The organism is Rhodovulum sp. FJ3 (assembly GCF_032918305.1).
Classification (GTDB): domain Bacteria; phylum Pseudomonadota; class Alphaproteobacteria; order Rhodobacterales; family Rhodobacteraceae; genus SAT37.
Genome location: NZ_JAWJUU010000003.1, coordinates 350,469 through 369,389, shown reverse-complemented (window position 1 = coordinate 369,389; position 18,921 = coordinate 350,469). Strand labels below are relative to the sequence as shown.

Below are 18,921 nucleotides of genomic sequence, written 5' to 3'. Positions count from 1 at the left end.
GTCATCCTGTCTATTCAGGCGCGTCTGTCAAACCCCCAAAAAAGTATGACCGGGGAAATTCCCCGGCCATTTTATGCATCGTATGTCGGCGGTGTCGCCTTACAGGACCAACTGGTAGCTGGCCGGAACATAGCGATACGCGCTGTCCTTGGCCTCGATATAGCCCATGCCGGGGAAGGGCATGTGATAGCCGATGAACGGCATTTTCTCGGCGGCCAGCATGTCCAGGATTTTGCGGCGGGTTTTCGCAGCAGCGGCCTTATCCATGTCAAAGCGCACTTCCCAATCGGGATGCTGGACCGACCAGATATAGTGGTTGGCGAAATCGGCCCCGATCAACAGGCTCTTGCCGCCGCTTTCCACGACATAGCCCATGTGACCGGGGGTGTGGCCGGATGCGCCCATCGCGTGGATGCCCGCGACCGGCGCGTCGCCGTCCTCAAGGAACGCGAACTTTTCGGCCAGCGGGGCGACCTTGGCTTTGAACCCGTCATTGTCGGCGTGCGACCAGTGGTCAAATTCCGCGCGACCCGTCAGGTAGGACGCATTGGCAAAGGTTGCGTGGCCCGCGTCATCGGTCAGGCCGCCGATGTGATCGCCATGCATGTGGGTGATGACAACGGTGTCGATCTGATCGGCCTCATAGCCTGCGGCGTTGACCGCGGCCACGGTGCCCTCGGCGGACAGGCCGGTGTCAAACAGGATCAGGGACGAACCGGTGTTGATCAGCGTGGGTGTGAAAAAGAACTGCGCCACATCGGTGGGGATAAAGGCATCTGCCGAGACCTTGGCGAATTCTTCGTCATCGACGTTCAGGCCGAAAATGCCGTGGGGTTCAGGCACGGGGCGGCTGCCGGCCAACAGCGTGGTGACCTCATACTCGCCCAGCATCACGCGGTTGAATTTGGGGGTCGCGACGCCCTGTTGCGGGGCGGCGGCGCGTGCCGGCGTGGATGCGGCGATGCTGGCCGCGATGGGGGCCGCAGCACCGGCCAAAAGGGCCTGACGACGGGTCAAGGAAATGGACATAACAAAGCTCCGGTTAAGTGGTTATGCAGGGGACACTAGGTCGGATTCGCACAAATTCCATTTCACAGCTTAGCGAGTGATGTGTCATCGGCGGGCAGATGCCGGTTAATCGCCGGAGGATTGGGCCCATTCGCGCCCGTTTCTATGGACAAATCGCGCGGTCTATGAAACAGCACGACGCCAAGAAAGAGAGGCCTTGCCATGACCACCGTTACCCGTTTTGCCCCGTCTCCGACCGGTTACCTGCACGTCGGGAACCTGCGCACGGCATTGTTCAACTACCTGATCACCCGCAAGGCGGGGGGCACGTTTATCCTGCGTCTGGACGACACCGATCCGGAACGGTCGAAACAGGAATATGTCGACGGGATCAAGCAGGATCTGGAATGGCTGGGCATCGAATGGGACCGCGTAGAGCGTCAGTCCGAACGCCTTGAACGCTATGAGGACGCCGCGCAAAAGCTGCGTGAGATCGGTCGTTTCTATGAGTGTTTCGAGGCGCCGACCGAACTGGACCTCAAGCGCAAAAAACAGCTGAACATGGGCAAGCCGCCGGTCTATGACCGCGCCGCGCTGGACCTGTCGGAGGCCGAAAAAGACGCCCTGCGCGCCGAGCGCGGTCAGGGCCACTGGCGCTTCAAGCTGGACCACGAACGCATCGAATGGACCGACGGTATCCTTGGCGATATCTCGATCGACGCGGCAAGCGTGTCTGACCCCGTTCTGATCCGTGGTGACGGGCAGTTCCTGTACACGCTGGCCTCGGTTGTCGATGACACCGAGATGGGTGTGACCAATGTTGTGCGCGGTTCGGACCACGTGACGAACACAGCGACCCAGATCCAGATCATCCGCGCGCTGGGCGGGGATGTGCCGTCGTTCGCACACCATTCGCTGTTGACCGGCCCACAGGGTGAGGCCCTGTCGAAACGTCTGGGCACGCTGGCCCTGCGCGATCTGCGCGAACGTGGGGTCGAACCCTTTGCGCTGCTGTCGCTGATGGCGCGTCTGGGGTCCAGCCAGCCGGTTGAGCTCTGCACCTCCATGGACGAACTGGTTGATGGGTTCGACATCTCGAACTTTGGCGCGGCGCCGACGAAATTCGACGAACAGGACCTGTTCCCGCTGACCGCGCGGTATCTGCATGGTCTGCCTCTGGAGGCTGTGGCGGATGATGTGGCCGCGCTGGGCGTGCCTGCGGACAAGGCAGAAAAGTTCTGGTCGGTTGTGCGCGAGAACATCACGGTCAAGGGCGACATGGCCGGCTGGTGGGACCTGTTCCAGAACGGCGCGACCGCCGTTGTCGACGACGAGGACGCCGAGTTCATCGCGACCGCCCTGTCGATGCTGCCCGAACCGCCCTATGGCGACAACACATGGGCCACATGGACCGCAGAGGTCAAAGAGGCGACCGGCCGCAAGGGCAAGGGCCTGTTCATGCCCCTGCGCAAGGCCGTCACCGGTCAGGCGCGCGGCCCCGAAATGGCCGATGTTATGGCACTGTTGCAAACCAAGCCGACGGTCTGACCTCGGCCCCGATGCGGTCTAGGGCCGCGTCGACCAGATCCCTCTCCGCGCTGCCAAGCTGTTGGTGGCGCGGATAGAACGGGGCGGATCGGTCATCCATGATCGGAATGTCCCAACCGGTGGTGGTTTCGAAAAACGCCGCCACGCCATCCGCGCCGAATTCGGCCAGATAGCCCTGCACCACCACATCCAGATAGCTCAGCAATATGGGATGCGCCCCGTCGGTCATGTTCCGGGGCGAGACCTGATAGATTTCGACGCGCGCCGTATCCGGTCCGGGATGGGTCAGGCCGTCCGAAATATGGCTGCGGTGATAGGCCATTTCCCGTTCGTCGAGCGCGTCCCAATCCGCCCCCGGAACGGCGGCGATCAGCCCGTCAATCGCCACGTCGGGCGCGCGTTCCACAGACAAAAACGCCAGATTGCGCAGGTGCGTTTGCCGCCAGACCCGCCGCCACCCGCGCAAATGCGCGCGGTGCACATCGGAATATGCATGGGTTTTACGGTTCACCAGCGACCCATAGCCAAAGAAATAAGCATCAGACATGGGTCCCATATTTGCGATCCTTTTGCTGCGCGCAAGGCCTTGCCCAAATGCGACGCTTGAGCTAATTAAATCGACATCCGCACGGGAGAATCTGGTTTAGCCAGTGCCGAAGGAGCAACCGCCCCGGTAAACTCTCAGGCAAAATGGACCGCTGCGGATCATAAACTCTGGAGAGAGGGGTCACCGCCCCCGCCGAAGGGATAACGATCTCAGGCACACGGACAGAGGGGGCATCGATTCTGCGGCCATGGGGGTCGTATGCGCGATGCCGGGCGTTCCGGCGATACGGGGTTGTACATGGCCGAATTACGCCGGACGGAATTGTTTGATTTACACGTGGAACTGGGCGCGAAAATGGTGCCCTTTGCTGGCTATGAGATGCCGGTGCAATATCCCGCCGGGGTGATGAAAGAGCATCTGCATTGCCGCGCGGCGGCGGGCCTGTTCGACGTCAGCCACATGGGGCAGGTGATCCTGCGCGCCAAGGACGGGACCTATGAAACGGCGGCCCGCGCGCTTGAGCGGTTGATGCCCGTCAGTGTTCTGGCGCTGGCCGAGGGTCGGCAGCGCTATGGTCTGTTCACGAACGACACGGGCGGCATTCTCGACGATCTGATGTTTGCGAACCGTGGCGATCACCTGTTTCTGGTGGTGAACGCCGCCTGCAAAGAGGCCGATATCGCCCATCTGCGCGCGCATTTGTCTGACACCTGTGACATCACCGAACTCACCGACCGCGCGCTGATCGCGCTGCAGGGCCCGTCGGCCGAGGCGGCACTGGCACCCATCGCGGCGGGTGTCGCGGATATGCGGTTCATGGATGTGCTAACGGCCCCGACCGCGTTTGGGGAACTGTGGATTTCCCGCTCGGGCTATACCGGTGAGGACGGGTTCGAAATCTCGGTCCCTGCGGATCAGGCGGTGGCGTTCACCCGCGCCCTGTTGGAGCACGGTGATGTCGAGCCGGTCGGCCTTGGTGCGCGCGACAGCCTGCGTCTGGAGGCGGGCCTGTGCCTTTACGGAAATGACATCGACACGACCACCACGCCGGTTGAGGGCGACCTGACATGGGCGATCCAAAAGGTCCGCCGCACGGGCGGGGACCGCGCCGGTGGCTTTCCCGGGGCCGATGTGATCCTGCCCCAACTGGACAATGGTGCGCCGCGCAAACGCGTGGGCCTTTTGCCCGAGGGCCGTGCGCCGATGCGCGCAGGCACCCAGATTTTCGCCAATGACACCGACGCCGATCCGATTGGCACGGTCACCTCGGGCGCGTTTGGCCCGTCGATCGAACGGCCCATGTCCATGGGCTATGTCACCACCGAACACGCCGCCATCGGCACCACAGTTTACGGCGAGGTCCGTGGCAAGCGTCTGCCTGCTACCGTGGCCGACCTGCCGTTCCGCCCCTCAACCTACAAGCGCTAAGGAACACCCCCATGAAATACACCGAAGAACACGAATGGCTGCGCGTCGAAGGCGATCTGGTCGTTGTCGGCATCACGGAACACGCGGCGGAACAGCTGGGCGATGTTGTGTTTGTCGAACTGCCCGAGGTCGACACCGAGGTCGCCAAGGATGATGAGGTCGTCGTTATCGAGAGCGTCAAGGCCGCCTCGGACATCCTTGCGCCGCTGGACGGCGAAATCGTCGAAGTGAACGAAACCCTGCCCGATAACCCCGGTCGCGTGAACGAGGATCCGCTGGGCGAGGCGTGGTTCTTCAAGATGAAGATCGCGGACATGTCCGAACTGGATTCGTACATGGACGAGGCAGCTTACAAAGACTTTATCGGCTGATCTGCAGGAGCGCTGACGATGCCATTCACCCCCACCGATTATGATCCCTATGACTTTGCCAACCGGCGCCACATCGGCCCCTCGCCCGAGGAAATGGCCGAGATGTTTCAGGTCGTGGGGGTGGAGACCCTTGATCAACTGATTGATCAGACCGTTCCCGCCAGCATCCGTCAGGCCGAGCCGCTGGACTTTGGTGCGCCGAAATCCGAGCGTGAACTGCTCTGGCACATGCGGCAGGTCGCCAAAAAGAACAAGGTGTTCACGACGATGATCGGGCAGGGGTTCTATGGTACCGTCACGCCCCCCGCGATCCAACGCAACATCCTTGAAAACCCCGCGTGGTACACGGCCTATACCCCGTATCAGCCCGAGATCAGTCAGGGGCGTCTTGAGGCGCTGTTGAACTTTCAGACGATGATCTGTGACCTGACGGGTCTCGAGGTCGCGAACGCGTCCCTGCTGGATGAGGCGACAGCGGCGGCTGAGGCGATGGTCATGGCGCAACGCGTGGCCAAGTCGAAATCGACGCGGTTCTTTGTCGATGAAAACTGCCACCCGCAAAACATCGCGGTGATGAAAACCCGCGCCGCGCCTCTGGGGATCGAGATTGTTGTCGGTTCGCCTGATGATCTGAACGCCGAAGACGTGTTCGGCGCGATTTTCCAATATCCGGGCACCTATGGGCATATCCGCGATTTCACCGCTGAAATGGACGCCCTGCACGCGGCCAAAGGGGTCGGGATCGTAATTGCCGATCCGATGGCCCTGTTGATGCTGAAAGAACCGGGCGCGATGGGGGCCGATATTGCGGTCGGGAACACGCAACGGTTCGGTGTGCCGATGGGCTATGGCGGCCCGCACGCCGCCTATATGGCGTGTCGCGATGCGTTCAAACGCTCTATGCCCGGTCGGATTGTCGGGGTCAGTGTCGATAGCCGCGGGAACAAGGCCTATCGTCTGGCCCTGCAAACGCGCGAACAACATATCCGCCGCGAAAAGGCGACATCGAACGTCTGTACCGCGCAGGCGCTGTTGGCCGTGATGGCGGGGTTCTATGCGGTGTTCCACGGGCCCAAGGGCCTCAAGGCGATCGCGCAGCGTATCCACCGCAAGACCGTACGCATGGTTAAGGTGCTGGAAGACGCTGGGTTCGCGGTCGAGCCCCAATCGTTCTTTGACACAGTCACCGTTGAAGTCGGCGCGATGCAGGGCGTGATCTATGACGCGGCACAGGCGCGGCGTATCAACCTGCGCAAAGTCGGCAAAACGAAACTGGGCATTGCGTTGGATGAAACCACCCGCGCGGCCAGCATTCAGGACCTGTGGGCGGCGTTCGGCATTGAGGGCGATTATTTCGCGGTCGAGGCCACCTATCGCATCCCCGATCCGTTGCTGCGCGAGAGCGATTATCTGACCCATCCGGTGTTCGACATGAACCGCGCCGAGACCGAGATGATGCGCTTTATGCGCCGCTTGGCCGACCGTGATCTGGCGCTCGATCGTGCGATGATCCCTCTGGGCAGTTGCACGATGAAGTTGAACGCGGCGGTTGAGATGATGCCGATCAGCTGGCTGGAGTTTTCCAACATCCACCCTTATGCGCCCAAGGATCAGGCCAAAGGGTACAAGGCCATGGTGCAGGACCTGTCGGAAAAGCTGTGCACGATCACCGGCTATGACGCCATGTCGATGCAGCCCAATTCCGGCGCGCAGGGCGAATATGCGGGTCTGATGACCATCGCCGCCTATCACCGCGCCATGGGGCAGGGGCATCGCAACATCTGCCTGATCCCCGTGTCGGCGCACGGCACCAATCCCGCCACCGCGCAGATGTGCGGGATGAAGGTTGTCGTCGTGAAATCCGCCGAGAACGGCGACATCGATCTGGACGATTTCCGCGCCAAGGCAGCGGCGGCGGGCGAGAACCTTGCCGCCTGTATGATCACGTACCCGTCCACCCATGGTGTGTTTGAGGAAACCGTGCGTGAGGTCTGTGACATCACCCATGAATTTGGCGGTCAGGTCTATCTGGATGGCGCGAACCTGAACGCGCTGGTCGGTCTGGCGAAACCCGGTGAAATCGGCAGCGACGTCAGCCACCTGAACCTGCACAAGACCTTTGCCATTCCCCATGGCGGCGGCGGTCCCGGCATGGGGCCGATCGGGGTCAAGGCGCATCTGGAACCGTATTTGCCGGGCAATCCGCTGCACGACGACACGGGCGCGGTGACGGCGGCGCAATATGGTTCGGCCTCGATCCTGTTGATCAGTTGGGCCTATTGTCTGTTGATGTCGGGCGACGGCATGACACAGGCGACCAAGGCCGCGATCCTTAACGCCAACTATATCGCGAAACGGCTGGAAGGGGCCTATGACGTCCTGTTCAAGGGCAAATCGGGCCGCGTGGCGCATGAATGTATCATCGACACCCGCCCCTTTGCCGACACGGCGGGCGTCACGGTCGATGACATCGCCAAGCGTCTGATCGACAACGGGTTCCATGCCCCGACGATGAGTTGGCCCGTGGCGGGCACCCTGATGGTCGAACCGACCGAGAGTGAGACCAAGGCGGAACTGGACCGGTTCTGTGATGCAATGCTGTCGATCCGCGCCGAAATTGCCGAGATCGAGGCGGGGCGCATGGACGCGGAGAACAACCCGCTCAAGAACGCGCCGCATACGGTCAACGATCTGGTCGCGGACTGGGACCGCCCCTATAGTCGCGAGCAGGGCTGCTTCCCCGCTGGCTCGTTCCGTGTCGACAAATACTGGCCCCCCGTTGGCCGCGTCGACAATGCCTATGGCGACCGCAATCTGGTGTGCATCTGCCCGCCGGTTGAGGATTACGCCGAAGCCGCGGAATAACGCACAGGCGATTGATCGGCTCTGACTTGCGCATTGGCGGGGCAGGGCCGATATATCCCATGACACTGAGAAACGGAGCAGACCCATGGGAAATGCGATCAAACTGGCCTGTCTGGAATGCGGCACCGCGAACCGTTTCCCCGAGGACGCCGCGACCCGTGGCCCCAAATGCGGAACCTGTGGCGCGAAATTGCTAGACGGCAAGGTGCGCGCGATCACCATGGCCGAGTTGCAAAAGGCGATCCGCACCGATGACCTGCCGCTGGTCGTGGATTTCTGGGCGCCGTGGTGTGGGCCGTGCCGCGCGATGGCCCCCCAGTTCGAGATGGCCGCGAAAAAGCTGGCCGGTCAGGTGCGCTTTGCCAAGTTGAACACCGAAGACCACCCCAAAGCGACCCAGCGGTTCCGCATCCAAGGCATCCCCGCCCTGATCCGGTTCAAAGGCGGCAAAGAGGCCGCGCGACTGGCCGGTGCGCGCCCCGCCGGTGATATCGTCAAATTCGCCGGTGCCAAGGCCCGCGCGTGAGCCCCCAACAAAAAGACCCGCCAACGCGGTTGCGCGGGCGGGTCCGGTTTTGAAATTGCCGCGGCTTAGCGGGTGAATTTCTTGTATTTGACGCGCTTGGGTTCCAACGCATCGGGGCCCAGACGACGTTTCTTGTCCTCTTCATAGGCCTCGAAGTTGCCTTCGAACCATTCGACATGCGCGTCGCCCTCGAACGCCAGAATGTGTGTACACAGACGGTCGAGGAAGAAACGGTCGTGCGAGATGATCACGGCGCAGCCCGCGAAATCCTCAAGCGCGGCTTCGAGCGCCTGCAGGGTTTCAACGTCCAAGTCGTTGGTCGGTTCGTCGAGCAGCAGCACGTTGCCACCGGCCTTGAGCAGTTTCGCCATGTGGACGCGGTTACGCTCACCACCCGACAACATGCCGACCTTTTTCTGCTGATCGCCGCCCTTAAAGTTAAAGGACGAACAGTAGGCGCGGCTGTTGACGGTCGCATCGCCCAGTTCGATCAATTCGGCCCCGCCGGAAATCTCTTCCCAAACGGTGTTGTTGCCGTCCAGCGCATCGCGCGACTGATCCACATAGGACAGATCGACGGTGTCACCCATGGTAACGGTGCCCGCATCAGGTGCCTCTTGGCCGGTCAGCATACGGAACAGGGTCGATTTACCGGCGCCGTTCGGACCGATGACGCCCACGATGCCACCCGGCGGCAGCGAGAACGACAGGTCCTCAATCAGCAGACGATCGCCATAGGCCTTGGAGATGTTTTCGATCTCGATCACCTTGCCACCAAGGCGCGGGCCGTTGGGGATGATGATCTGGGCGCGCGACAGCTTTTCGCGCTCGGACTGGCCAGCCATTTCCTCATACGCGGCGATACGGGCCTTGGATTTCGCCTGACGGGCCTTGGCGCCGGCGCGGATCCATTCCAGTTCGCGTTCGAGGGTTTTCTGTTTCGCGTTGTCCTCGCGGGCCTCTTGTTCCAGGCGTTTGGCTTTTTGTTCCAGCCAGCTGGAATAGTTGCCCTCGTAGGGGATGCCGCGCCCACGGTCGAGTTCGAGGATCCAGCCGGTGATGTCATCAAGGAAATACCGGTCGTGGGTCACACACAGGATCGTACCCTTGTAGTCGATCAGGTGCTTTTGCAGCCACGCGATGGTTTCCGCGTCCAAGTGGTTGGTCGGTTCGTCGAGCAACAGCATATCGGGCGCTTCGAGCAGCAGTTTGCACAGCGCGACGCGGCGGCGTTCACCACCCGACAGGGTTTCCACAGGGGCCTCATCGGGGGGACAGCGCAGAGCCTCCATCGCGACGTCGATCTGGCTGTCGAGATCCCACAGGTTTTCGCTGTCGATTTCGTCCTGCAGCGTGGCCATCTCTTCGGCGGTCTCGTCGCTGTAGTTCATGGCCAGTTCGTTGAACCGGTCGATCTTGGCCTTTTTCTCGGCCACGCCCAGCATGACGTTTTCACGCACGGTCAGGCTTTCGTCCAGTTGCGGCTCCTGCGGGAGATAGCCGACTTTGGCGCCCTTGGCCGCCCAGGCCTCACCCGAAAAGTCCTTATCAATGCCTGCCATGATCCGCAGCAGGGTCGATTTACCCGCGCCGTTGACACCGACGACACCGATTTTCACGCCCGGCAGGAACGACAGGCGGATATTTTCAAAACATTTTTTGCCACCGGGGTATGTCTTGGACACACCATCCATGTGGTACACATATTGGTAAGATGCCATTTGTGCCGCCTTTGTTCAGGATTCCGTTTGCACTCATCTAGTCAAGAGCACAGAAAAGGGCAATCGCTGTGGCGGTTTTGATGATGTTTCATTGATCGGGGACCGATTTGATCATTGACGGGGGACGTGCGGGCGCGCCTGTGGCGCGACGGGGGATGACCATTGGTCTGCTCGGGGGGTCGTTTGATCCCGCGCATGAGGGGCATGTGCACATCACCAAAGAGGCGCTCAAGCGGTTCAAGCTGGACCGCGTGTGGTGGCTGGTCAGTCCGGGCAATCCGCTGAAATCCGAGGGGCCCGCGCCGATTGATCGCCGGATCGCCGCCGCGCGTGCCGTGATGGATCATCCGCGCGTCACCATCACCGATATCGAGACACGCCTTGGCACGCGTTACACCGCCGAGACCCTGAGCGCGCTGCGCCGTGCCTATCCGGGGGTGAATTTCATCTGGCTGATGGGGGCCGATAACCTGCGCCAGTTTCACAAATGGGACAATTGGCACGCGATCATGGGCACGGTGCCTGTTGGGGTCCTTGCCCGACCGGGGAGCCGCACCGACGCCCGCGTATCCAAGGCCGCGTCGATCTATGCCAAACATCGCCTGCCGGGGCGGTATGCGCGTGATCTGTCGCGCCATGGGGCGCCGGTCTGGTGCTTTGCCAATATGCCGATGAACGACGCGTCATCGACCGAAATCCGCAGCCGCGGGCAGTGGGTGCGCTAAGACGCATTTGTGTTCGAGTTTTGCCGGTGCGGGGCTTGCCCCGTGGCGCGGCATTTGGTTCAGTGAACCCCTAAGTGCATGGGGGTGAACATGGTTTCGCGTAGATGGGTTTTGGGCGGTTTGCTGGCCAGTGGGGCAGGGATCGCCAATGCGGCACCGTTTGACCGCGCCCTGATCCCGCCGCCGCGTCCGAACGGATTTGCGAAACGCGCGGCCCCTGATGCGGGGGATCTGATCAATGCGGCCAACCTCAGTGGCGACACGGCCTTTGTGGTGGCCGATGCGCGCACGGGCGCGGTGCTTGAGGCCGTGAATGGCACGCAAAAGATGCCCCCCGCCAGCACAGCCAAGGCGATCACCACGGCCTATGCGTTGAATTACCTTGGTCCCGAATACGTCTTTCGCACGCAGTTGGTTGCGACGGGTCCTGTGGTCAATGGGCGCGTGCAGGGCGATCTGATTTTGGTGGGCGGGGGTGATCCGATCCTTGATACCGACCAGTTGGGCCAGATGGCCGCGCAATTGCGCGCGCGCGGCGTGCGCGGTGTCGACGGAGCGTTTCGCTATTTCGCTGGGGCCTTGCCGCAAATCCACGATATCGATCCGGATCAGCCCGATCACGTAGGCTATAACCCGTCGATTTCGGGTCTGAACCTGAATTTCAACCGCGTTCATTTCGAATGGAAACGCGCCAGTCAGGGCTACACCGTCACTATGGATGCGCGTGCGCGCAATTATGCCCCGCGGGTCAACACGGCGCGAATGCGCGTCGTGAACCGCCAGGCGCCGGTCTACACCTACACGCAGGCCAATGGCGGTGTGGATGATTGGACCGTGGCCTCGGCCGCGCTGGGCAATGGGGGCGCACGGTGGTTGCCGGTGCGCCATCCCGGTGGCTATGCCGCCGAGGTGTTTCAGGCCGTCGCGGCGGCGCAGGGGATTGCCCTGCCGTCCCCGCGTGAAACCCGCAACCGTCCCGCCGGTACGGTCGTTGCCGAAAACATCAGCCCCAGTTTGACCACGATCCTGCGCGCGATGATGAAGTATTCCACCAACCTGACCGCCGAGGTCGTGGGCCTGACCGCCACGGGGCGGCGCAGCGGGTCGATTGGGGGCCTGTCCGCGTCAGGGGGGCAGATGACCGATTGGCTGGGCGATCGGTTGGGGCAGAGCAATGCGCGGTTTGTGGATCATTCCGGTCTGGGCGAGGACAGCCGTATCAGCCCGCAGGATATGACGCGGGTATTGTCAGGCTACGGTGCCAATAGCGTTCTGGCCGGTCTGATGAAGGACGTGTATCTGAAAACCGCCGACGGCAAGCCCGACAAAACCAACCCCGTGAAAATCCGCGCCAAAACGGGGACGTTGAATTTCGTGTCGGGCCTGACGGGCTATGTCAAAACCCGCAGCGGTCGCGATCTGGTCTTTGCGACGTTCATGGCAGATCAGAGGGCCCGCGCGGCCATCACGGAAGAAACCCGCGAACGCCCCCAAGGGGGACGCACATGGACGCGCAAGGCGCGCAACCTTCAGCTTGACCTGATCAACCGCTGGGCAACGGTTTATAACAGCTGACCCATTACAGAGTCAGGTGCCGTGCCCGCGCGCCGCGTTCGATGGCCGCGCCATGCAGGCGGTCGATGTTCAGCTCATACCGGATTTCTTCGAGCAGACGCAGTTCCGTCTCAAGCAGCGTCCCATCAGCGGCGGCCACATCACAGGCCATCGCATAGGCCGTTTCATAGAGACGCTCCGGCAGGGCCTCACGCACCAGACCGAACAGCGCGTCCAGCCCGTCCACCTCTTCCAACAGGTCGAAAACGGTCTGTGCGACGGTGGTGATCCGGTCCTCATCATAATCGGCAAAGACAGGCAGGTGATTCACGATGCGCTGAATCGTGACCAGTTCCGAGGTGCGGATCGTCTCATCCGAGGCGGAAATCGCGATCATAATCGCCACTAGGCTGTCCTGAGCGGTAAGAAGTGGGGTTGGTTGGGACATGTTGGCCTCCTGTCTGACCACAGAATATTGACGTATGGCCGGTGGCACAATAGGTAGCGATGCTTGTCGGGCACGGGGCCCGAAATCAAAACAGAGTTGAAAAAATGTCTGAACTGCGTGAAGCCGCGATGTCGTCGAAAGCCTGGCCTTTTGAAGAGGCGCGCCGCCTGCTCAAACGTTACGAAAAGGCCCCGCCCGAAAAGGGATATGTCCTGTTTGAGACCGGCTATGGTCCGTCGGGTCTGCCCCATATCGGGACCTTTGGCGAGGTCGCCCGCACCACGATGATCCGTCGCGCGTTTGAGGCGATCAGCGACATCCCCACGCGCCTGATCTGTTTCTCGGACGACATGGATGGCATGCGTAAGGTGCCCGAGAACGTCCCGAACCAAGAGATGCTGCACGAGCACCTGCAAAAGCCGCTGACCGCCGTGCCCGATCCGTTTGAACAGTTCGAGAGTTTTGGCGGGCACAACAACGCGATGCTGCGCCGGTTCTTGGACCGGTTCGGGTTCGAATACGAATTCTATTCCGCGACCGAATTCTATGCCTCGGGTCAGTTCGACGAGATCCTGCTGCGCGCGGCGGAGAAATACGATGATCTGATGAAGATCATGCTGAAAAGCCTGCGTGATGAACGCGCGGCGACCTATTCGATCTTTTTGCCTATCCACCCCGAAACCGGTCGTGTTCTGTACGTGCCGATGAAAAACGTGGATGCGGTGAACGGCACCGTCACGTTCGATGATGAGGACGGGCGCGAATGGACCGTTCCGGTTACGGGCGGCAATGTCAAACTGCAATGGAAGCCCGATTTCGGGGCGCGTTGGGCGGCCCTGAGCGTTGATTTCGAGATGTACGGCAAGGACCACTCGACCAACACGCCGATCTATGACGGGATTTGCCGGACCTTGGGCGTGCGCCCGCCCGAGCATTTCACCTACGAGCTATTCCTTGATGAGAACGGCGAAAAGATCTCGAAATCCAAGGGAAATGGTATTTCGATCGACGAGTGGCTGACCTATGCCTCGGCCGAGAGCCTGAGCTATTTCATGTTCCAGAAACCCAAGACGGCAAAACGTCTGTGGTGGGATGTGATCCCCAAGGCGGTTGACGAATACCACCAACAACTGCGTGCCTACCCGACGCAGGACGCCAAGCAACAGCTGGCCAACCCCGTCTGGCACATTCACAATGGCAACCCGCCCGAAAGCAAAATGGTCGTGCCGTTCTCGATGCTGCTGAACCTTGCATCGGTGGCGGGGGCGTCGGACAAGGATGGCCTGTGGGGGTTCATCAAGCGCTATGCGCCTGAGGCCAGCCCCGAAACGCACCCCGATCTGGATGACGCGGCGGGGTTTGCCGTGCGCTATTTCACCGATTTCGTCGCGCCCCAGCGTCAGTTCCGCGCGCCCAGCGATCAGCAACGCGCCGCCATCACCGATCTGCGCGACCGTCTGTCGGCATGGGACGGTGGTCTGGACGCCGAAGAGTTGCAGAGCCTCGTGTTCAGCGTCGGTAAAGACCACGAATTCGAGAACCTGCGCGACTGGTTCAAGGCGCTCTATGAGGTTCTGCTGGGCCAATCGCAGGGTCCGCGGTTTGGTGGCTTTATCGCCCTTTACGGCGTTGAAGAAACCGTCGCCCTGATCGACAAGGCGCTGAACGGCGAATTGACCGCATAAGGTGGAATTTGAAATTGCCTCCGGTCGGGCTAGGTCATGTCCTACCTGACCGGAGGATGCCATGCGAACATTGTTCAACGCGCTGAGTTTGGGAATGGCCACGAGCATCGCCGTGGCGGGTGTGTCCCACGCGCAATCCAGCCCCGAAACCGTTATCCAATCCCAATTGGACGCCTTCAAAATCGACGATTTTGAACAGGCGTTCACCTTTGCCTCGCCCTTTATCCAGCGCATGTTCGGCACGCCCGAACGGTTCGGTGCGATGGTGAAATCGGGCTATCCGATGGTCTGGCGACCGGACACGGTGGCGTTTCTGTCCCGCGAAGAGGTCGGTGCGACGATCAAGCAGCGGGTGATGATCACGGATGCAGGCGGGGCCTTTCATATTCTTGAGTATGAGATGGTCAATCTGCAAGATCTTTGGAAAATCAATGGTGTACGTATCCTGAGCGCGGGTGGCATGGGGGCCTGAGAACGCCCCGTTAACCACCATTTAAGCGCCAAACCGTAAAACCCTATCCCGACGCAGCCACATGGCCTGCGCGTTTCTTCATGACACGACACACAATTGAGCGCCTCGTTGCCCATCCGGCAGGGGGCCGTTTGCACGTGGGCGCGTGCGGAAAGGGGTTTTTATGAACAAAGCAGTGACCGAGGGCTTTGTCCTGACACCGCCAGCCTTTGATCAAGGTCTGGCCAACTGGTCCCGCGGGGATGGCACGTCGGGGACCGCGACCTATGATGGCGATCCGAATGCCGCCTTTGTGGCCGCCGATCAGGATTTTGCGGGCTGTCTGGAAGTTCTGAAAAACGAGGACACCCAGAAAATCCGTGCCTTTGCCGACATGCCGTTTGAACCGGGGTGCTATGTCGAGGTGCGCGCGCGGGTCAAAGCCCTAAGCGGGAACCTCCCGTCGGTGCGCATCGCCGCATGGGCAGGCAACGGGGCGGGCGCGGTCACGGGCATTCCGTTGACGGGGCCGTCGGTCGCATTGGCCGAATACGGCACGGTCTATGAGGTGCGCGCGATCATCGGCTCGGGCAACCGCAGCGGCGTGGACATGGTGTGGGGCACCGCGCCGACGCTGGCCCATGTGGGGATCGACCTGACCGGCACGAACGGCGGTCTGATCCGCATTGACGATATCGAGGTCGAGGACGTTACCTCATACTTCCTACGCGGGATGATGGATTGGGTCGACGTGCGCGACTACGGCGCGATTGGCGATGGTGTGACAGACGACAGCGCGGCGTTTGAGCTGGCCGACAGTGTCGCCAATGGCCGCGATGTTCTGGTGCCGTCGGGCGTGTTCCATCTGGCCGATCACGTGACGTTCGAGAGCAAAGTGCGCTTTGTCGGGACCGTCACCATGCCCGCCGATAAACGTCTGGCGCTGACGCGTAACTTTGACCTGCCGTCCTATATCGACGCCTTCGGGTCCGAGCTTGAGGGGTTCGAGCGCGCCCTTGCCACGTTGTTCAATTTTTCGGATCACGAAAGTCTGGACATGAAGGGGCGCATCGTTGAACTGGACCGTCCCGTCGATGTGCAGGCCGCCGTTGGCAATAAGGACACCTATGCGATCCGTCGTGTGATCCGTAACGGGCAGCTATACGCGAACCCGTCGACCAACTGGGATCCCGATGTGGTGACCTCGCAGGCGACCTATTCGACCAGCAACAAGACCACCCTGACCAATGTCGCCAATATCGCGAATATCCCTGACGGGGCGCTGGTCACCGGTCTGGGCGTCGGGCGTGAGGTCTATGTCACCAGCCGCAACGTCGGCGCGGGGACTCTGACCTTGTCGGCACCTCTGTTCGATGCGGCGGGCACGCAGGTCTACACCTTTACGCGGTTTAAATACCTTCTGGACCTGTCGGGCTTTGCCTCTCTGGACCGGTTCGTTCTGTCCAACATTGATTTTCAATGTAACGGTGAGGCCAGCGGCGTGATGATCGCGCCGTCCGGTGGGATCACGCATTTCCGCGATTGTTTCTTTACCAAGCCCGCGAACCGTGGGATCACCTCGACTGGGCGGGGTTGTCAGGGGATGCTGGTCGACCGGTGTCAGTTCCTGTCGAACGAACAGCCTCTGCGCGCGCAGGACCGCGAAACGATCGCGATGAATGTGAACGCGAATGACACAAAAATCCGCGACAACCGTGTTGTGCGTTTTGCGCATTTCGGGGTCTGGGGCGGTTCGGGTCACATGTTCATGGGTAACCACTGGTTCCAAGGGGACAATGAGACCGACGGCATCCGGCAGGCGGGTATCGTTCTGACCGACCCGAACTGTAAGACGACGATCACGGCGAACTATATCGATAACTCGTTCGTGGAATGGACCAACGAACACGATGAAGCGCCCGAGCAGAACAACGAGTTCTCGTTTGGCGCGCTGACCGTGACGGGGAATATTTTCACGGTGAACGATGTCGCGCCGTGGTTCCGTTGGTTCGTGATCAAACCCGTGGGCACGGGGCATTTCATTCAGGGGCTGAATATCTCGGGTAACACGTTCAAGGCCATCAACGGCAACATTGACCGTGTGGAATATGTGGACACGACCTATGCCGATTTGGATATGGGCCGGACCCGCAACCTGATCATGGAGGGCAACACGTTCAACGGTGTCAGCCAGTTCGTCTCGAACCCCTGTATGTTGCAGCTGGATCAGAACAGCACGGCAGGCGCGTGGACCAAGGATTTCGCGGGATACCTCCCCTTTAACGGGCGGGCGCGAAATGTGGTGGCGGTGACGGCCGAGGGTGAGATCACCAACAATTCCGGCAATCGCGTGACGGCTATGCCCTATGTCCGTGTCGAACAGGGTAGCGCAAAGACCGAGGTCGATGTGGTCTGGCCCGAGGCCTGTGAGGGTCGGGTGCAGGTCACCGCGCGGATGGACAACGCGACCTAAGCGCCAAGATCCGCAGGGGTCAGGACAAAGGCCTTGCCAAAGCCGCCGTTCAGGTGCGCCTTGGCAAGGTCAAACCGGTAAAACGCAAAATCGGTGAACCCGATATACAGCTTGGCCTTGGGGAAACGGGCCAGATACAGGTCCCGCAGGGTATTATGTTCAGGCGTGTCGCGCTCAACGCGGCGCGCCTTTGCCATAAGGGTTAGGCGCGGGGCATTCATCGGATCGCCCTTGTCCGCCACCGTTTCCAGCAACAGGGAGACGTTCGCGTTTGCGCGCAGGTTCTGGGTGTGCTGCGCCAGATCGGACAAATAGCCGAACAGCCCCTCATCAGGCGCATAGCCGATGGCGATTTTGGTGGCCATCGGTGCGCCCGTTGCCGTTTCAATCGTGGCCAAGGCGCCATAGCGGACAGCTGCCAGAACGCTGTGCGCCATGGTGCGGGCCTGATCATCGGTGGGCCGGATCGGAGAGGTCGGTTGTTCCATGCGGGCAGAATGAGTGCGAAGGGCGGGGTCTGCAAGACGTCATGACGGGCGGCGGTGCATCTACCCCGTCATCCTGCCATGGCATTGGTGGTGTTCCTGGCCAATAGGTTGCCCCAAGCAGTGTTGATAGGCCGGTTCGGGTGCTGGGTTTCGGGGATGGCATTGCGGGTTTCGGGGAATGGACGGCGATGCGGCGGAGACGTGGTGTCGTGATCGGCAGGACCGTACGAGCAATCCTGCCGAGCGCCTGTGGCCGATCGATACGGGCAAGGGGGAGTGCCGCACGCGTGCGCCATGTGCGGGTCGGACGGGGGCGGGTGTTTAGGCTTGCGCGCCGCGCCGAAAAGGCGGCGATCAGGTGGCGCGCCCGGCGCAGGGGAGCGATCCACAAAACATGGCGCAGGATCAAAAGACCGATCACGGTCAATTGACCAAGGCTGCGACACATGCGGGGCAGATAGGCGGCCTCGGCCACTTCGGGGAAACTGCGCTGAAGGTCGTGATGACCTTTCAGCAACCACGCAACGGCAAACCCCCAGACGCCAATCGATTCGAACCAGAATACGAGGTTCGCCTCCATCACGAGGGTCTGTGGTCCGACGGGGCCTTGGACTTTGAAGTAAGAACAGATTGTCACCAGTACGGTCGACAGCAAGATCGCATAGCCACACCGGAAGAACGCACGGCGTTGAGCACGCGTCGCGTCCGAGGGAAAAACGACAAAACAGAACAGCCCTAGGCAGATGAAAAACGTCAGGGCCGAGACATAATGCATGATCGCGACGGCGCGCGATTGGCCGGCTTCGCGCAGCAAGACATCGGGGCCTTCGTTGGGGAAAAACGCCACGCCGATGGCGGCCAATCCGGCGACCATCGTGATTTTTCCCAGCCCTTTCCAGCCCTTATAGGATATGAGAAAAATCCCAATCGGCGTCAGCGCGCCCACAAACAGGTTGCGCATACCCGTGTGGTAAAAGTCAGAGATCGACGGCTCAATCGCTGATCCGCTGAGAAATCCGCCGATACACAACATGATGGGGAGCGAGAGTCCCATCAGGCCTAGCGTTTGTCGCACACGATGGT

The 18,921-nt window shown here is 61.0% G+C and carries 16 protein-coding genes and 1 riboswitch; of the genes, 10 read left to right on the top strand and 6 right to left on the bottom strand.

The window, feature by feature from the left end; genetic code table 11:
• Positions 1-99: 99 nt before the first annotated feature.
• Positions 100-1,029, bottom strand: a complete 930-nt coding sequence (locus R1W00_RS10885) for an MBL fold metallo-hydrolase (protein WP_317262763.1) — start codon at positions 1,027-1,029, stop codon at positions 100-102.
• Between the two features lie 201 nt (positions 1,030-1,230).
• Here R1W00_RS10885 and gltX point away from each other — a divergent pair, with 201 nt between their 5' ends.
• Complete coding sequence (gene gltX, locus R1W00_RS10880; RefSeq protein WP_317262762.1) at positions 1,231-2,556, top strand: glutamate--tRNA ligase; 1,326 nt, start codon at positions 1,231-1,233, stop codon at positions 2,554-2,556.
• On the opposite strand, the gene R1W00_RS10875 is transcribed toward gltX, so the two are convergent.
• Complete coding sequence (locus R1W00_RS10875) at positions 2,522-3,112, bottom strand: gamma-glutamylcyclotransferase family protein (RefSeq protein ID WP_317262761.1); 591 nt, start codon at positions 3,110-3,112, stop codon at positions 2,522-2,524. The genes gltX and R1W00_RS10875 overlap by 35 nt on opposite strands.
• Before the next feature lie 63 nt (positions 3,113-3,175).
• Positions 3,176-3,265, top strand: a riboswitch (glycine riboswitch).
• Between the two features lie 135 nt (positions 3,266-3,400).
• Between R1W00_RS10875 and gcvT the strand changes: the two genes are divergently transcribed.
• From gcvT to trxC, 4 genes are all read left to right on the top strand, one after another.
• A complete protein-coding gene (gene gcvT, locus R1W00_RS10870; RefSeq protein ID WP_317262924.1) occupies positions 3,401-4,531 on the top strand; it encodes a glycine cleavage system aminomethyltransferase GcvT in 1,131 nt (376 codons plus the stop codon).
• An 11-nt stretch (positions 4,532-4,542) separates the two neighbouring features.
• Positions 4,543-4,902 carry a glycine cleavage system protein GcvH gene (gene gcvH, locus R1W00_RS10865; RefSeq protein WP_317262760.1) on the top strand — a complete coding sequence of 120 codons (360 nt, stop codon included), beginning with the start codon at positions 4,543-4,545 and terminating at the stop codon, positions 4,900-4,902.
• 18 nt (positions 4,903-4,920) lie between these two features.
• A complete protein-coding gene (gcvP, locus tag R1W00_RS10860; RefSeq protein WP_317262759.1) occupies positions 4,921-7,767 on the top strand; it encodes an aminomethyl-transferring glycine dehydrogenase in 2,847 nt (948 codons plus the stop codon).
• Between the two features lie 85 nt (positions 7,768-7,852).
• Positions 7,853-8,293 (top strand): thioredoxin TrxC, encoded by a 441-nt coding sequence (gene trxC, locus R1W00_RS10855; protein WP_317262758.1) that lies wholly within the window; start codon positions 7,853-7,855, stop codon positions 8,291-8,293.
• Positions 8,294-8,358: 65 nt separating this feature from the next.
• Here trxC and ettA read toward each other — a convergent pair whose 3' ends face one another.
• Positions 8,359-10,014, bottom strand: a complete 1,656-nt coding sequence (ettA, locus tag R1W00_RS10850; RefSeq protein WP_317262757.1) for an energy-dependent translational throttle protein EttA — start codon at positions 10,012-10,014, stop codon at positions 8,359-8,361.
• A 113-nt stretch (positions 10,015-10,127) separates the two neighbouring features.
• Between ettA and R1W00_RS10845 the strand changes: the two genes are divergently transcribed.
• Together R1W00_RS10845 and dacB are read left to right on the top strand one after the other, a co-directional pair.
• A complete protein-coding gene (locus tag R1W00_RS10845; protein WP_410901550.1) occupies positions 10,128-10,739 on the top strand; it encodes a nicotinate-nucleotide adenylyltransferase in 612 nt (203 codons plus the stop codon).
• Between the two features lie 90 nt (positions 10,740-10,829).
• Positions 10,830-12,314, top strand: a complete 1,485-nt coding sequence (dacB, locus tag R1W00_RS10840) for a D-alanyl-D-alanine carboxypeptidase/D-alanyl-D-alanine-endopeptidase (RefSeq protein WP_317262756.1) — start codon at positions 10,830-10,832, stop codon at positions 12,312-12,314.
• A gap of 4 nt (positions 12,315-12,318) precedes the next feature.
• Here dacB and R1W00_RS10835 read toward each other — a convergent pair whose 3' ends face one another.
• Complete coding sequence (locus tag R1W00_RS10835) at positions 12,319-12,741, bottom strand: tellurite resistance TerB family protein (protein WP_317262755.1); 423 nt, start codon at positions 12,739-12,741, stop codon at positions 12,319-12,321.
• A 104-nt stretch (positions 12,742-12,845) separates the two neighbouring features.
• Between R1W00_RS10835 and R1W00_RS10830 the strand changes: the two genes are divergently transcribed.
• The 3 genes from R1W00_RS10830 (at position 12,846) to R1W00_RS10820 (ending at position 17,350) form a co-directional block, all read left to right on the top strand.
• Positions 12,846-14,426: a lysine--tRNA ligase gene (locus R1W00_RS10830; RefSeq protein ID WP_317262754.1), complete on the top strand. Its 1,581-nt coding sequence runs from the start codon at positions 12,846-12,848 to the stop codon at positions 14,424-14,426.
• A 61-nt stretch (positions 14,427-14,487) separates the two neighbouring features.
• A complete protein-coding gene (locus tag R1W00_RS10825) occupies positions 14,488-14,898 on the top strand; it encodes a DUF4864 domain-containing protein (protein WP_317262753.1) in 411 nt (136 codons plus the stop codon).
• Between the two features lie 163 nt (positions 14,899-15,061).
• Positions 15,062-17,350, top strand: coding sequence for a glycosyl hydrolase family 28-related protein (locus R1W00_RS10820; protein WP_317262752.1), 2,289 nt, complete (start codon positions 15,062-15,064; stop codon positions 17,348-17,350).
• Here R1W00_RS10820 and R1W00_RS10815 read toward each other — a convergent pair.
• Both R1W00_RS10815 and R1W00_RS10810 read right to left on the bottom strand, forming a co-directional pair.
• Positions 17,347-17,838: a HugZ family protein gene (locus R1W00_RS10815; RefSeq protein ID WP_317262751.1), complete on the bottom strand. Its 492-nt coding sequence runs from the start codon at positions 17,836-17,838 to the stop codon at positions 17,347-17,349. The genes R1W00_RS10820 and R1W00_RS10815 overlap by 4 nt on opposite strands.
• On the bottom strand, positions 17,801-18,892 hold the full coding sequence (locus R1W00_RS10810) for a hypothetical protein (protein WP_317262750.1): 1,092 nt from the start codon (positions 18,890-18,892) through the stop codon (positions 17,801-17,803). Before R1W00_RS10810 ends, R1W00_RS10815 begins: the two co-directional genes overlap by 38 nt.
• Positions 18,893-18,921: the final 29 nt, after the last annotated feature.